At 39.8% G+C, this 15,580-nt stretch carries 12 protein-coding genes; 3 read left to right on the top strand and 9 right to left on the bottom strand.

The genetic code is table 11. The features are described from left to right. Positions 1-909, top strand: coding sequence for a response regulator (locus tag DER53_RS11895; RefSeq protein ID WP_015863744.1), 909 nt, complete (start codon positions 1-3; stop codon positions 907-909). A 140-nt stretch (positions 910-1,049) separates the two neighbouring features. Here the strand turns inward: DER53_RS11895 and DER53_RS11890 are convergent, their stop codons facing one another. The 4 genes from DER53_RS11890 to DER53_RS11875 all read right to left on the bottom strand — a co-directional run bounded on the left by DER53_RS11890 (position 1,050) and on the right by DER53_RS11875 (position 5,407). Beyond that, complete coding sequence (locus DER53_RS11890; RefSeq protein WP_062754305.1) at positions 1,050-2,120, bottom strand: DUF871 domain-containing protein; 1,071 nt, start codon at positions 2,118-2,120, stop codon at positions 1,050-1,052. 15 nt (positions 2,121-2,135) lie between these two features. Then, positions 2,136-3,488, bottom strand: a complete 1,353-nt coding sequence (locus DER53_RS11885) for a PTS transporter subunit EIIC (protein WP_062754307.1) — start codon at positions 3,486-3,488, stop codon at positions 2,136-2,138. A gap of 27 nt (positions 3,489-3,515) precedes the next feature. Next, positions 3,516-4,403: an N-acetylmuramic acid 6-phosphate etherase gene (murQ, locus tag DER53_RS11880; RefSeq protein WP_062754309.1), complete on the bottom strand. Its 888-nt coding sequence runs from the start codon at positions 4,401-4,403 to the stop codon at positions 3,516-3,518. Between the two features lie 146 nt (positions 4,404-4,549). Next, positions 4,550-5,407 carry a MurR/RpiR family transcriptional regulator gene (locus tag DER53_RS11875; RefSeq protein ID WP_062754384.1) on the bottom strand — a complete coding sequence of 286 codons (858 nt, stop codon included), beginning with the start codon at positions 5,405-5,407 and terminating at the stop codon, positions 4,550-4,552. Between the two features lie 289 nt (positions 5,408-5,696). On the opposite strand from DER53_RS11875, the gene DER53_RS11870 reads away from it, so the two are divergent. Then, complete coding sequence (locus tag DER53_RS11870; protein WP_062754310.1) at positions 5,697-6,224, top strand: YceI family protein; 528 nt, start codon at positions 5,697-5,699, stop codon at positions 6,222-6,224. Between the two features lie 392 nt (positions 6,225-6,616). Here DER53_RS11870 and DER53_RS11865 read toward each other — a convergent pair whose 3' ends face one another. The 5 genes from DER53_RS11865 to DER53_RS11845 all read right to left on the bottom strand — a co-directional run bounded on the left by DER53_RS11865 (position 6,617) and on the right by DER53_RS11845 (position 13,364). Then, on the bottom strand, positions 6,617-9,124 hold the full coding sequence (locus tag DER53_RS11865; protein ID WP_062754312.1) for a beta-mannosidase: 2,508 nt from the start codon (positions 9,122-9,124) through the stop codon (positions 6,617-6,619). A 114-nt stretch (positions 9,125-9,238) separates the two neighbouring features. After that, positions 9,239-10,069 (bottom strand): carbohydrate ABC transporter permease, encoded by an 831-nt coding sequence (locus DER53_RS11860; RefSeq protein ID WP_041269645.1) that lies wholly within the window; start codon positions 10,067-10,069, stop codon positions 9,239-9,241. Next, entirely contained in the window at positions 10,056-10,934 is an 879-nt protein-coding gene (locus DER53_RS11855; protein ID WP_015863736.1) for a carbohydrate ABC transporter permease, read from the bottom strand. Before DER53_RS11855 ends, DER53_RS11860 begins: the two co-directional genes overlap by 14 nt. Continuing rightward, complete coding sequence (locus tag DER53_RS11850; protein ID WP_015863735.1) at positions 10,935-12,269, bottom strand: extracellular solute-binding protein; 1,335 nt, start codon at positions 12,267-12,269, stop codon at positions 10,935-10,937. It lies immediately after the preceding gene. Between the two features lie 27 nt (positions 12,270-12,296). Further along, a complete protein-coding gene (locus tag DER53_RS11845) occupies positions 12,297-13,364 on the bottom strand; it encodes a BtaManbiosPhlase (RefSeq protein ID WP_062754314.1) in 1,068 nt (355 codons plus the stop codon). A gap of 860 nt (positions 13,365-14,224) precedes the next feature. On the opposite strand from DER53_RS11845, the gene DER53_RS11840 reads away from it, so the two are divergent. Beyond that, entirely contained in the window at positions 14,225-15,244 is a 1,020-nt protein-coding gene (locus DER53_RS11840) for a substrate-binding domain-containing protein (protein ID WP_062754316.1), read from the top strand. The last annotated feature ends 336 nt before the right edge of the window (positions 15,245-15,580 follow it).

Below are 15,580 nucleotides of genomic sequence, written 5' to 3'. Positions count from 1 at the left end.
ATGCCGCTTCGTTTTTTTCTTATTGAAGACGACGCCGTCGTACGAAAAATGCTTGAAAAAATTATTACAGAAAACCAGCTCGGCGAGGTTGTTGGAGAAGCAGAAGATGGCTTGAACGTAACAGCAGACCAATTGTATTCGGTCGATGTGGTGCTTATCGACTTATTGATGCCCGGACGCGATGGGATTCAAACGATGAAAAAATTAAGAGAAGAAGGGTTTAAAGGGCAATTTGTGATGATTTCCCAGGTGGAAAATAAAGAAATGATTGGACAGGCATACCTTCACGGCGTCGATACATACATTCAAAAGCCAATTAATCGTTACGAAGTGGTGGCAGTATTGAGGCGAGTAGCGGAACATATCTCTATCTCCCATTCCCTTGATTCAATTCGCCAGCTGCTGAAAGCATTAGATCAAACTGCAACAACCGCTTCTCCTTTACATCAAAAGGAACAAACACAACTGGAACACCAAGTGCAACATCTTCTTCTTCTATTAGGTATTGCTGGAGAAGCAGGAGCGGCAGATTTATTACTGATCATGCGCCACTTAGCAGAAAAAGAGAAATTGGGACAGACGATTCACGAATTGCCGTCTTTAAAAGAATTATACACCGAGCTTGTGCGACAAACACACCATCATCATGAATCCACCATTCAAAAAGAAGTGCGTGCCATGGAACAACGCATTCGCCGTATGGTGCTGCAAGCATTTACCCATTTATCTTCTCTCGGGCTCACGGACTATACCAATCCCACGTTCGAACACTTCGCTCCCCGTCTTTTTGATTTTGAAGAAGTCCGAAAACGTATGAAAGAGCTCGAAGCAGGAGAAAAAACAACAAAATGCCGTATTAATGTAAGAAAGTTTTTAACCGCTTTTTATATGGAATTAAAAAAGGCGTAACACTTATTCTGATCGTTGGTGCGTCAAACGTTCCTTCCTTTCGCATCCGTTGTTGAACGTTAACTGTAAACTTTTTACTATTATGTAATTTTATCATAAACAGATAAATAAAACGCCACCGAATTCGGTGGCCGTAAGCTTTATGTGATCCGCACAAGGCGAAACTGTTGTCCTCCTTTGACATACGCAAGGAGAGGAAGATCGTCTTCGAAAATTCGTCCAATCACATTGACTTTCTCATCTGCTGGCAAATCGGTTAATGTGATTTGCAGCTCGCCGGCATATCTTCCATATTTTATATTATCAATGGTCACGCTGCCTTTTTGTCTTTCGATTGTACATGCTGGTGCTAATAAATGCTTTGGCCATGAGAAAGATAAGCGGGATTCCAGTGATCGAATAACATCCATTGCCGCGTCACGCCGATTCGTTTGAACCGTTTCGACCATAGAAAGCAGTTCATGTTGTTGCACAAGCGGCCGGTAGCGCAGCGGAATAACCCCATCCCGAAACTCCTTCATTCGCGCAAGCACATCATCTGTCATCTCGCCATCGCCCACAAATACTTTATCTACCTCACAATCCTGCACTAATTCCACGTACGCGCAAAGCGGATCCATATACCGATGAGCCTCTAGCGTAGGAAGCCCTTGATGGAGCGGACCTCGTTTTTCTTTATTTCCCGGAATAAACGCGGCAATCGTTCGAATTCCTTTTCGGCGTAAAATCTTGTTTTTTTGAATGACTAATTCTTTTGATAATCCTGTTTCTGGACGTGGATAAAAATTATGCCACGCTTCAATTTGATTCCAGTTCACGTCACAAAAAGCAAGTTCATCGCATTCTTCTTCCGTCATCGTGCTCGCATTGAAAACAACTTTCATCCGGTGAGAAAACGTTGCTGCTTCTTTCATAGAAAATCCATCATCAAGCCGCAGTCCAATAATTCCCCCATCAAAAAGCAAATCAAGATTGTCTCCATTCACCCCAATTTTGGATAAAGAAGCCAGGGTAACGTCAGCGATGATCCCGACTTCGTATTTTCTCGCTAACTGCCCGATCTCCTGTAATCGCTTGCGATAAAAGGTAAGATCGTCTTCTGGAATATGAAGCGATGTAAATAGTTCCCGACATCCGAACAAATTTGCCTGTGCAAATCTTTTTTCGATTTGATCCGTTTGTTCTGATAAGTAGAAAGATAGATAGAACATCGAAACCACCTAGAATTAAATGTTTTCCGCCATTTCTTCTTTAAAGCCAAAGAAATACGTAAAAAGGAAACCAAACGTGTACGAAATGACCAATCCTAAGAAATATAGAATATATTTATTGTCGGCGATTAACGGAATGAGCGATAAACCAGATACGCCGATTCCGAGCGCGGCTGTTTTCACAACTGCCTGAAACGCACCGCCGACTGCCGCGCCGAGACACGCAGTTAAAAATGGTCTTCCTAACGGCAGCGTTACTCCATATAACAACGGCTCGCCAATTCCTAAAAATCCAACTGGCAACGCCCCTTTAATAATGTTGCGAAGCCGTTTGTTTTTCGTTTTGACGAAAATCGCAATCGCCGCTCCTACTTGGCCTGCTCCTGCCATCGCTAAAATCGGAAGAATTGGAGTTGAACCGATTTTATTAATAAACTCCATATGAATTGGTGTCAGACCGTGATGCAATCCAACCATCACAAGCGGTAAAAACGTACCTGCCAAAATGGCGCCAGCAACCGCACCGCCAATATCCAACACTGCTTTGATTCCGCTTGTGATACCTAAAGATAACCATCCGGCAAGCGGCTGAACGGCGATGAGCGTAAATAAACATACCATTAACACGGTTAAAAGCGGCGTCACAATAATATCAATCGCATTTGGAACGAATTTGCGGACACGCTTTTCCATGACCGCCATAAGCCATGCGGCCAACATCACCGCAAACAATCCGCCCCGTCCCGGCGTCAACGCTTCCCCGAACAGTTTAATATCGGCAAGCGCCGGGTTAAATACTAAAATTCCAGCAATCGCTCCCAACACAGGTGTACCGCCAAACTCTTTTGCCGTATTGTATCCGACTAAAACGCCGAGCGAAGCGAAAATGCCGCCGCCAATGAGCAATAATAGCTGCAGCCATGTTTCTGTTGGATCGACCCCGGCGTTTTTTGCAAAGTTAGCGATTCCGTTAATGATTCCCGATGCGACAAGACCTGGAATAAGCGGGATAAAAATGCTTCCGATTTTGCGCAGCAATCGTTTAAATGGCGTTTGGTTGCGTTGTTGAATCTCGGCTTTTTTCTGTGCTGCAGTATCTTCGATCACTTCCCCAAGTTGTAGCCCTGTTAATTCGCAAAGCGCAGCAGCTACCTTGTTAACGACTCCAGGGCCGACAACGATTTGCAATGTTTCATCTTCAATAACGCCCATGACACCTTCAATATTTTTAAGACCTGCGATATCGGCTTTTTGATGATCGCTCAATGACACTCTCACCCTCGTCATACAATGAGCAATACGTGTAATGTTTTCTTTCCCTCCAAGCCGTTCCAATATTTCAACGGCCATTTGTTGTTCCCTTTTCATTTCAACCTCTCCCTTTATTCACATATTTTATTGAAGCGCCTGGCGAACAAATCCATTCGCTTTTTGCAGACGCTCTGTCGCTTCTTCATAGCTGCATTGCAATAAAATCATGACAATCGCCGTTTTCACATGTCCCCGCGCCGCTTCGTAATAACGCGCCGCCGTCTTATCATCTACATCGGTTGCCTCCATAATAATTCGTTTAGCTCGTTCTTTTAGTTTAAAGTTTGTCGCCTGCACATCGACCATTAAATTCTTATATACTTTTCCGATTCCAATCATGGAAGCGGTGGAAATCATATTTAATACCATCTTTTGTGCTGTTCCTGCTTTTAAGCGAGTGGATCCTGTTAAGATTTCCGGGCCTGTTTCCACTTCAACGCTGACATCAGCGTATTTGCTAATTTCCGCTCCTTTATTGCAGGCAATGCTCCCGGTTGTGGCACCGATTTGCTTTGCGTATCGGAGCCCACTGATCACATACGGCGTTCGTCCGCTCGCCGCAATGCCAATAACCGTATCTTTTGCCGTCAGTCCAATTGACTGTAAATCTTTTACTGCAAGTTCTTCGTTATCTTCCGCTCCTTCCACTGCATTTGTAAACGCTTCCAAACCACCTGCAATTAATCCTTGCACCATCTCCTTTTCCGTCCCAAATGTCGGCGGACACTCCACCGCATCTAAAATTCCGAGCCGACCGCTTGTACCAGCTCCCATATAAATGAGCCGACCGCCTTGCCGGAAAGACGCAATCACTTTTTGCACAAGCCTTTCGATGTGTTCTAATTCTTTCGAAACAGCAATGGCCACTGTTTGGTCTTCTTCGTTCATCACCTGCAAAATTTCTTTCGTCGTCATTTCATCTAAGTTCTGCGTTTTGTTGTTTCGTTGTTCGGTTGTTAAACGTTCTAGCAATCTTGTCACCTTCTTATAGATTTGAAATTTTATTTCTTATTTTAATTATATATATATGAAATAAAATATCAATTTTATTCTTCTATTTTCAAAAAATCTCCATAAAAAGAGAAAAGCAAGCATTGACTGCTCGCTTCCATAAATACTTATCTCCGCAACCGGACTACTTCTTCTCTCGTTTCATGAAATTTTTCCAGCACACGGCTTCCCACTTGATGGAACGTAATTAAATAAAGCGCATCAATGATATTCAGCTGCGTCATTCGCGATGCCATGCTTCCGATCCGATGATCTTGCTCGACATCTGGAAGACATAGTTTGATATCTGCTTCCTTATACAATGGTGAAGATGGATCCAGTTTTGTAATCGCAATCACCGTGGCGCCTTGTTTTTTCGCAAACCGGGCAATTTCCAACACATCCTTTGTTCTTCCCGATGTGGAAACCGCGACAAATACATCTTGTTTCTCTAAGTTTGCCGCAAGCGGAAGCATCGTATGAAAATCAGGAGACATCATCGACACATAGCCTAGCTTTGTAAATTTATAGCATGCATCCATCGCCGAAGAAGCTGATCCTCCGACTCCGTAAAATAAAATTTTTTTCGCATTGGCAATCACTTCCGCTGCTTTTTCCAATTCCCGTTTATCAATCGTCGTTGTTGTCGCTTCGATCGCCGCTTTGTTGACATAGGTCACTTTATTAAATAAATCGTACGGAGCATCTTGTTTTTCAATAATCGAAAAATCGTTAATGTTCATATCCGCAATCGTCAATTCACGGACAAGCGCCAATTTTAACGCGGTAAAGCTGCCAATGCCGATCGTTTTGCAAAAGCGAACGACACTCGCCTCACTAGATCCTGCATTTTTCGACAGTTCCTTCGTCGTCATATTTGGCACAAGCTCCGCATGTTCCATAATATACGTAGCAATCTTTTTTTCAGCTGGTGAAAATCGTTCCATTTGATTTTCGATTTTCGCTAAAATGCTTAACTGCTTCATCATGATTCCTCTTCCTCTCTGTCCGCTTTCACACTTAATCTAATGTTATCATGTATCCATTATCAAGTGAAAGCAGCGCATATGTTGGTATTATACTTAGAAAAAACCGTTAGATGCGGCTTTTTGGATTAAGAGAGATGGATGCACATATTCATGTATTCATCCGCTCATTGATTGAGAAATATTAACTTGTTTTTAAAATTTTTTAAATTTAAATAAAAATATTTGAATTCAAGATATTTTTCAGATATGATTATTATAACCAAAACAAAAGGAGGAAAAAGGAACCATGACAAATTTTCAATTAGACAAAGTCCATAGTTCCATATCTTTTCAAGTAAAACATATGATGATTGCTAAGGCAAAAGGAGAGTTCAACGAATTTGATATTGAAGTGGAAGGCGACGTCAATCAGCTGGAATCTTCCAAAGTGAAAGTGACCATCCAAGCAGCTTCCATTGATACAAAAAACGAAGACAGAGACAACCACCTTCGCTCAGCCGACTTTTTCGATGTAGAACATTATCCAACCATCACATTTATCAGCGATTCTGTTAAAAAGGTTTCAGATGATGAATATGAAGTAACAGGTCAATTAACGATTAAAGATGTTACAAAAACAGAGACGTTCAAAGTCGAATTTAACGGACAATCCAAAAATCCGATAACCGGAAGCATCGTAGCCGGCTTTGACGTAGAAGGAAAAATTAATCGCGAAGATTATGGCTTAACATGGAACGCGGCCCTTGAAACAGGAGGATTTCTTATCGGAAAAGAAGTAAAAATATTCGGAAGTTTTGAGTTTGTTGTCAGCTGATCTCTTCATGCCAAGCGCCCTTAGCTTTTCAGTCAAGCTAAGGGCGCTTATTTCTTCACGATGGATGCCACATAAATCAGAAAGATATATCAAATCACGGGAATTTACACCATAGTTTTTAAAAGAGAAAGGAGACTGGCAATACCTATTCCCCTATTCAAACTTCAATATCCCTTTTGTTACTTTTAATTCCCCATATTTCGGCATAATCTTCGGAATGTCTTGCAAAGTAAAATAATGGCTAATTAAAGGTTGTACTTTCACTTTTCCTTTTTCAATCAAGGAAATGGCCATTGGATGAGTGTTGTATTTCGATTTTCCCCTTTTTTAATAAAACCGCCGCTTTCATGATTTTCCCTCCATCATACTTTTTTAGATAAAAAATCATCCGATCAAGCACTGCCGTTGATGGCTGATACGCTTAAACCGTCTAAAGAAATGGTCTTGCCATCTAAATGTCTAATCTTGATGATCTTTCGCTCCGATGGAAGTAGGTCGAAGAAGTTATCCGAAAAAATAATTTTTTCTGCTGGAAGTTCCAGTTTAACAAAACGCGCAAAACAATCTGTCCAAATTTCTACTTCTTGTTTTTCCGGTACCGCTTTTACTTGCAATTTCGCCTTAGGCAGCTGAAGATCCTTATGATTTCTTAGGTAATAATAGTTTTCCTCTGCTTTTTTATTCAACGATTTTAAGCGGACGACAACTTGTTCAGCAGGATTGCCTTGTAAAACCTCCGCTTCTGTTAAGGAAGCAATTTGAACCGAAGCATTTCCTTTCACATGGATCAAAAATTCTTTCGAATACACTAACTCGCCATTAAATCGGAACACTTCGAATACCAGCGTATCTTTCACATCTTCTAATCGGTCATTCACAACCCATAGATGTAAATCATCGCCAGGGTCATGTTCAAGCGTATATAAAAGAGGGGCATTAAATTTTTTACTATAATAATATGAAGCCTTTGGCAACAAGTAATAATCGATCATCGACCAACTCGTGCCAGGCCAGCAATCATTCAATTGCCAGATTAAAGCCCCGCTTGTTTGCGGTTTATTGCGGCGGTAATGTTCCATTCCATACTTTAAACCTTCCGCCTGCGTAAGCATCGAATAATTCATGTATTCCTCAACATTTTTTGGAATGCCGGTATACCCTTCCATTAATAAGAGCCCTTTTTCATGATGAAAATCTTTATTGCGATATGCCAATTCATCGCTGCCCCAATAAAAAGTTCCGTCAGGCAGATTTTTTTCCAGCGTATAACGATTGGCAGAAGCATGCATGCCAAACTCGCTGCAAAACCGGGCGCGATCTTTTTTATAATTTCGAAACGAAACCCCCTCCACACTGATGTTTTGTCCTAAATTCTGACCGAATTTTCGAGGTTCCACATTCCCGTGCCAAACTTGCCAATTATGCCGGTCGCCTTCCTCTTGTGAGTTGTGGTCATTTCCGCCGTATGGCGAACTTGGCCAATATGGACGGGAAGGATCTAATTCTTCCAGTAGTTCAGGAATTAACTCATGATATATTTTTTCTCCATAAAAAGGAGTGTGAATTTTTCCAGCGGCATGCTCCACTTCATATAACCAATCGTTTTCGTTATTTCCGCACCATAAAGCGATGCAAGGATGATTACGAAGCCGCTTAATCACCGAAATCACTTCTTCGCGGACGTTTTCCATATAATTGCGGTTGTAATCTGGGTATAACGCACAGGCAAACATAAAGTCCTGCCAAACTAAAATACCTTGGCGATTGCATTCTTGATAGAAAATGTCTTTTTCATAAATCCCACCGCCCCATACACGCAGCATATTCATATTTGCTTCTTTCGCAAGCTGAATAAGATGACGATAGCGTGATTCCGGTACAGATCCTAAAAAGCTGTCAATAGGAATCCAGTTGGCTCCTTTCGCAAATATCTCTACACCATTTAAAACAAAGGTAAACCGCGGATTCCCTTCGCGATCTCTTTTCATTACTTCCACCGTACGAATCCCAATTTCTGTTTGATATGTGTCTAGAACTTCCCCTTCCCATTTTAAAACGACAGATAGCTGATAAAGATTCGGTTCTCCTAAATCATGCGTCCACCAAAGATTTGGATTGTCGATGTTGAAAGTGAGTGTTGCTCGATTTTGATCAATATTTACGGTTTGGAAAAATTGTTGTTCCCGATCTTTTAACGTCACTTCCGCCTGTAAACTTTTTCCCTTAACAAAGTTTTTGGTGTAAATATCGATTTGAACAACGGCCCGAGAATCTTTCAAGTCAAGTGTTCTTGCGTAAACACTTTCGATTTTGGCAATTTTTCTTTTTTCTAAACGCACCTCTTTCCAAATTCCTACCGTTAGAATTTGCGGACCCCAGTCCCAGCCAAAATGATATTGAGCCTTGCGAGCCCATATGCGATCTTTTCCAAATCCAGCCCAATAATTTTTCTCTTTCTCCTTTAACTGATAGGAAACGGGATTAAATTTCACTGCCAAAACATTTCTTCCATCCACTATTTCTCTAGTAACATCAAAAGTATGAGAAATGAACATATTTTCCGTAGTCCCTAATTCCACTCCGTTTAAATAAACAGTCGCAAAGGTATCTAAGCCTTCAAAAATCAACTCTAACCGTTCATCTTTGTCTAGATTGTTTTTATCAAATGTAAATTCCGTACGATACCACCAAACCTTTTCTTCCACCCATTTCGATTTCAAATCATTGTAGCCGAAAAAGGGATCATCAATCAATTTCTTTTCCCGTAAAATCGAATGTACATCTCCTGGCACCTTTGCTGGTATCCAAAAGTGATCAATATAGTTTGGATCTGCAATCGTTAAATCCCTTACCTGTCCTACATCAAAATGCTGTATCTTCCAATTTTTATTGATCAACATTCTTCATTCCTCCTTCCTGTAAAGAAAAAGAGACCAAACCTTGTTTCATATCGTTCACAGGCGGTCTCTATAAAAAACTTTTTTCGGCATCAGTTATATTTTTCCAACAAACCATCACTTCAATACAAACTGCATTCCCTCTTTAAAGTTTTTGCTAAAGATAATGAATAGGACGAGAATTGGCAATGTCAGTAATACCGAAGCCGCATACATCGGTCCTGGAAACGCTCCATATGGACCAAACATTTGAGCGAGCAATACGTTTAACGTTAACATATTTTCACTGTTAACCACCAGCATATCCCATAAAAGTTCTACCCATCTTTCCATAAAAAGGAATAGGAATATAATGGTTGTAATCGACTTAGACATTGGCAAGACAATTCTAGCAATAATGGTTAATTGTCCTGCTCCATCCATTTTGGCAGCTTCAATTAATTCATCAGGTATACTGCGGAAAAAGTTAGTGTACATAAATATCGCCCACAAATTAACGGCCTTTGGCAAAATCATAGCCCAATAGGTGTCGTACATCCCAAAGTAGCGGATGATTAAAAAAAGTGGAATTAATAGGATAACCGCTGGATAAAACATTTGAAACAAAATAATATTGTTGATCAAACGGCTGCCTTTAAACTTTAATTTAGCTAAAGCGTATCCTACTAGGATCGCTGTCACCATCATTAGCAAAGTGGAAGATAAAGTCACAACAAAGCTGTTAAAAAAGGCTCGGAGCCACGGTCTAGGAACAACATCATCCCCACCAGTAAATAACCACTCATATGAACGCAAGGTCAACTTAGTTGGAATCATTTTACGGTCCACTTGATCCCATGGGGCCAGAGAATTTAAGACCATATATAAATAAGGAAACACCATGATGATAAGGATAACAAAAGCCAAAATATACAACAGCGTGGTCTTTAATTTCTTACTCCCAACCATGTCTGGCACCCCACTTTTCCAAAAGCTTTCGAAACACTAGAATAGAAACGAATGTGACAACAGAGTTTATGATTGCTATTGCCGTTCCATATCCTGCATTTAATCTTTCAAATGCCTGGTTATAAATTTCTAACTGCCATGTATGCGTGGAATAATCTGGTCCTCCACCAGTTAATACATACGGTTCAGTAAAAATCCCAAACATTAGACCTACTGCTAAAATGGTGACGGTATAAAACGCTGGATGCAACATCGGGATAGTGACGTACCAAAATCTTTTCCAACCAACAGCACCATCCATTTCGGCTGCTTCATAGATTTCTTTAGGTATACTTTCTAAACCTGATAAAAACAGCAGCGCATAATAGCCCACAAATTTCCACGCCATCATAAGGGCAATGATTAGTGGCGCTAAAATTGGAGAACCTAACCAATCAATATCTAAACCTAAATGCTTACGAAAAAAAACGTTTAATGGACTGTTATAAGATAACACCCCATTGACAACAATGGAAGAAGCCACTCCTGATGCCAAGTAAGGTAGGAAATATCCTACAGCAAACAACCCTTTAAGTCTAGGCAAAGAATGAATAATTAAAGCTAAAAGGAGTGAACCCGCAATAACGATGGGAACAAACATGAGCATAAATTTATAAGTTACCAAAAATGCGGCCCGTACGCTTTTGCTAAAAAAAGCTTCGATAAAATTTTGAAATCCGACCATTTCATAATCAGGAGCAATGATGTTCCAATTTGTAAAAGCTAAATAAACAGCCCATAGCAACGGAAACAGAAAGAATATGAGTGTATAGATAAGGTAGGGGCTGGCAAAAAGCCACCCCAACCATGTTGTCTTTTTATTCATTTACTTTAACACCCCGTTAACAGCCTTTTTCATATCTTTCCAAGCTGTTTCAGGATCTTTTTGGCCTTTGACAACAGGATTTAAGGCCTCTTTACCAATCAATTCTTGAATTTCTACCGTTTTTTCGTTATCCACAGGTGGAATTGCGTTTGGAATGTTTTCCGCATACTGTTTTAATTGAGGGTTTTCTTCAAGATAGGATGCAAAAGCTTCATTAGTTGATAAATCATCACGTGCAGGTGGCAAGTTTGTTTGTTTGAACCAAGCTAAATCATTTTTCGCATCTGAAAATACCCATTTAATAAAGTCAAAAGCTGCTTGTTGTTGTTCTTTGCTTGCAGAAGCATAGATGACAAGGCCTTTTGTATCTGCAAATGTTTTAGAATTTGCTGGATCTACGCCGTCAGGCACAGGCGGCAACGATAATACATAAGTTTCATTGAACTTCATTTCCGGGAATTTCTCAGCCCAGTATGGGAATGTCCATGGCCCAAGATCCACCATAATGGATGTACCTGTTTCAAACGGGTCAGTCGCTTCTCGAGTCAAAAGCAATTTATTCTTGCTTAAATCATTAAAGAATTGGAGTGTTTTTACACCGGCTTCGTCATCCGCAATAAATTTGTTTCCTTTAATAAAGTTATTTCCATTCGATGCTGCATTGTACAACATAAAGAAGTCAAACCATCTTGCCCACCATGTCGGTTTTACTAAATCAGCTCTCGCCCAAAGAAACTTATCAGGATATTTTTCTTTCAATTTCTTGCCAACTTCAATGACTTCACTATATGTTTTTGGCGGTGCATCGTATCCAAGTTCTTTTAGAATATCGATTCTCCAACCAAACAACATGGCATTAGAATAAATCGGCAAAACATATTGATGGTTGTCTGCAAACTTCCAGCTTGAAATGGTTTCCTTCATTTGACGTTTATCAATTAACTCATCAAAACCTTCAAATTCATCCAATGGCACAATCGCACGGCTCGCCGCTAGCTGAGCTGCAAAACCGCGGGAAATGTTTTCAGAGACCGCAGGCGCTTTCCCTGATGCAATCGCTGATTGAATCCCTGCTTCAGAAGTAGGGCTTTCCGGCATTGGCGTAACCTTAATTTTAACGTTTTTATTTTCTTTCATATAAGCCTCGGCCATCTTTTTCCAGAAAGCTTGTTGTGTAGGGTTTGGCGCAGCCCAGAACTCAAATTGAACAACTTTGCCAGCTTCATCATCTTTTGCGTTTTTCTCTTGATTCCCATTTTGCCCTTGACAGCCAGTAACAATAAGAACGGCTGCCAGCAATAAGGCGATGAGTTTCGCAAAACCTTTCTTTTTCATGTTTACTCCCTCCCACATTAATTTAATTTATAAATACTTTAATTTTGACATGATTTCCTGCAGACTAAGTTCCGCGCCGGCAATAGATTCATCAGCCGCGCCATAGTAGATTCTAACGGTATCTCCTTCTACAACTAAACCACAAGTAAAAACAACATTACCGAAGAAGCCGCTTTTTTCATAATCTTCCTCAGGTTCTAAAATAGGCTCTTCCGTTTTGGCCAGAATTTTGGCGGGGTTATTGAGATCCAAAAGAACGGCTCCTAAGCAGTAGCGATCATTTTTATCAGCGGCATGATAAATTTCTAACCAGCCTTTATCCGTTTTAAACGGAACAGCACCTCCGCCAATTCGCCCGCTTTCCCAACCCTTTTCACTAAGGCCTAACAAATATTGATGATTCCCCCAATAACGAAGGTTATCTGATTCTGCAATCCAAATTTCAGGCCTGCCAACTCCTTTTGGCACAGGTCGATGTAACGCATAGTATTTTCCATTAATTTTTTCAGGGAAAATTGCCACATCTTTATTTTCAGGAGGAAAAATTAAACCAAGGCGTTCGTAAGTCACAAAATCTTTTGTTGATATAAGTCCTACACCAATGCCTTCTGCTGATGCTGCACTATATTGAATATAATAAGTATCATCGATTTTAGTTACGCGAGGGTCTTCAACCCCCCATGCTTCACGTTTCGTTTCGGGATAAATAAAAGGTTTCTCATCAATGGTGAAGTTGCGTCCATCTTTGCTGCGTGCAATACGAATATAAGATATAGACGTAAGATACGCGACTCTTCGATTAGAATCGTTGTAAAAAATGACTCGCGGATCAGAAAAATCAAATCTCGAATCATCTTTATGTAAATCAATAATTTTCAGCTTTCCTTCTCCTCTTGAAAAATCAATAACAGACGTTCTGACAATATTCGGATCTTCACTAATGGGACGTTCAGCTACACGAAGCAATAACAAAATTTCACCATTGTATTGAGCGACACCAGCGTTAAAAACTCCTATCACTTCATGATCTTGATGGAATGGTTTTACATCGCCAGGAGTAATTAACGGATTTTCCGGAAACCGCTTGACTTTCACAGTAAATCTCCTCCAACTTCTAATATGTATTCCATAATAATTCCCTCTTTTTTCACTAGAATAATGGAACGAAAGCTAATTACCTCATCAGTTACTTAGAAAAGATTGCGGCTTTATCTTTTTAATGTATTTCCAATAATGTCAGAAAGCCCTGATTAGATGTACATCCCAGCGAAAACATTTTAAGATTATTTATGTAAAAACCAAATATATCTGTAACGTTACATATCATTTTTTAATTATCGATTTGTAATCTTTACAAGTAAATTATTCCATCTTTCATTTTTATAGTCAATAGATTTGTTAGGTTCATCATCACATTTATAATTTAGAAAAAAACACTTACGCCCCCCAGAAATAATGCTTGGATGTAATGCTTTGTAAGTGAAAGAAAAAATTCATCTGATGGGTATTTCCCTCCAGCTATCATAATCCTAGGATTGAATAGGAATCATAGAAAATAATGAAGAGGAATTTTTCATTAAAAGCTTTTTCTCATATGTAAAAAGCTTATGTTAACCAAAAATTACATACATTATTTAATTTTTGTAACATTAAAAAAAGACCTTGATTTTCTGTTTTTAAAATGAAAAAATAATGTAATGAAATTTGTGCTCTACTGAATAAAAAGAACTTTACCTAAAAAATTTAACAAGTCCATTATCATTCCAATTCTGTTCATTTCATATTACAATATTAATTGTCACTCTTCCCCAGATTTTATGGCATCATCAATCACAGTATTTCATTCATTAGATTTTATACAATTGTAATCATGCCAACTTATTCATATGACTTGTTTTTGTGATACAAATGTTTGATTTTAATGCTTTCCTAAAAATGAATAATGGGTGTGGAATATGAAAAAGAAAGTAACAATGCAAGATATTGCCGATCGATTAAATATATCAAAAAACTCGGTATCCCAAGCTTTAAGAGGAAAAGAAGGGGTGAGCGAAGAAACTCGCGAGCGAATTAAACGTGTGGCCGAAGAAATGGGGTATCAATATCCAGGAGCGCGCAAGAAAAAGAAACAAGGAAGAACGGGGAACATCGGATTAATCGCTTCGGATTTAACATTTTCCTTAAAAAATTTTTTTGGCGAAATTTACTTGAGCATCGAAAAAGAAGTCGTAAAACGAGGCATGAACTTACACATCCAATCGGTTAATCAAGAACAAAAAGAACAGCTTATTTTGCCTTCATTTATCGAAAATAAGATGGTAGACGGAATCTTAATTCTTTCTCACATCAGTACGGAATACATTAATAAAGTGATTTCAACCGGCATTCCAACCATTCTTGTTGACCATCATCATCCTAATATCCACGCGGATGCCGTATTAACGAATAATCGCTTTGGCGCTTACTTGGCCGTACAGCATTTAATTGAATTAAATCATCGCGACATTGCTTTTGTCGGCAATGTAGAATATTCTCCTAGCTATGAAGAACGCTATGAAGGATATTTGCTCGCATTGCGGGAATATGGCATTGAACCAAATGAAGAGTTTATTTTCAAAAATGCGGAAGAAAAAGAAGAATTGATACTTCAGTACATTAAGCAATTAGAGCGGCAACCGACTGCTTGGTTTTGTGTCAATGATGCATTAGGATTTTTAGTCAACTCATGCTTAAGACAGCAAGGCATTCAAGTTCCTGATCAAGCATCCATATGCAGCTACGGTAATGGTCAATTATCGAAAATCTCTACACCGAAAACGACGACGGTTGACATTGACTTGGAACTTTACGGGAGAAGAGCGGTCGAACTGCTTTTCTGGAGAATGGAAAACAAAAATGAACCATTCCAAGAAATCCTGCTCTCCTCTAAACTAATTAAAAGGGAATCAACCGCCTTCGCACCAAAGCGATCTTGAAGGTTTGCTCCTAACAATGATGAAGGGGCTGATCCCAAACTCTGGGATTCAGCCCCTCCTTCATTTTATCGGCAAAAGACAGGTTACATGCGCATCTTTCGGGGAATCGGCAATTTGGCAAACCGATTTGAAGGCAAAATCGGCAAGTGATAGAAAACTTGTTTAATACATTATTTTAAGTTGCCCGGAACAGATTTAGAAAGTCTTCCTGAGTTAGACGCTGCGACTGGAGATACAGCTGGACGTAAAATCCGCATATCATCACCTCCTCCCATTGTTGGCGTTGCACTGCTTCCGCCAATCGTCAAATTTGCTGCGCCAAGCTATCGCACCACC

This window comes from Parageobacillus toebii NBRC 107807 (genome assembly GCF_003688615.2).
GTDB lineage: Bacteria > Bacillota > Bacilli > Bacillales > Anoxybacillaceae > Parageobacillus_B > Parageobacillus_B toebii.
This window is presented reverse-complemented; position numbering and strand designations above follow the sequence as displayed.

Excerpts from the sequence above, each read along its gene's own strand:
- DER53_RS11895 (WP_015863744.1), top strand. The coding sequence starts at position 1 with ATGCCGCTTCGTTTTTTTCTTATTGAAGACGACGCCGTCGTACGAAAA.
- DER53_RS11890 (WP_062754305.1), bottom strand. The coding sequence starts at position 2,120 with ATGTTCTATCTATCTTTCTACTTATCAGAACAAACGGATCAAATCGAA.
- DER53_RS11885 (WP_062754307.1), bottom strand. The coding sequence starts at position 3,488 with ATGAAAAGGGAACAACAAATGGCCGTTGAAATATTGGAACGGCTTGGA.
- DER53_RS11875 (WP_062754384.1), bottom strand. The coding sequence starts at position 5,407 with ATGAAGCAGTTAAGCATTTTAGCGAAAATCGAAAATCAAATGGAACGA.
- DER53_RS11870 (WP_062754310.1), top strand. The coding sequence starts at position 5,697 with ATGACAAATTTTCAATTAGACAAAGTCCATAGTTCCATATCTTTTCAA.
- DER53_RS11865 (WP_062754312.1), bottom strand. The coding sequence starts at position 9,124 with ATGTTGATCAATAAAAATTGGAAGATACAGCATTTTGATGTAGGACAG.
- DER53_RS11860 (WP_041269645.1), bottom strand. The coding sequence starts at position 10,069 with ATGGTTGGGAGTAAGAAATTAAAGACCACGCTGTTGTATATTTTGGCT.
- DER53_RS11855 (WP_015863736.1), bottom strand. The coding sequence starts at position 10,934 with ATGAATAAAAAGACAACATGGTTGGGGTGGCTTTTTGCCAGCCCCTAC.
- DER53_RS11850 (WP_015863735.1), bottom strand. The coding sequence starts at position 12,269 with ATGAAAAAGAAAGGTTTTGCGAAACTCATCGCCTTATTGCTGGCAGCC.
- DER53_RS11840 (WP_062754316.1), top strand. The coding sequence starts at position 14,225 with ATGAAAAAGAAAGTAACAATGCAAGATATTGCCGATCGATTAAATATA.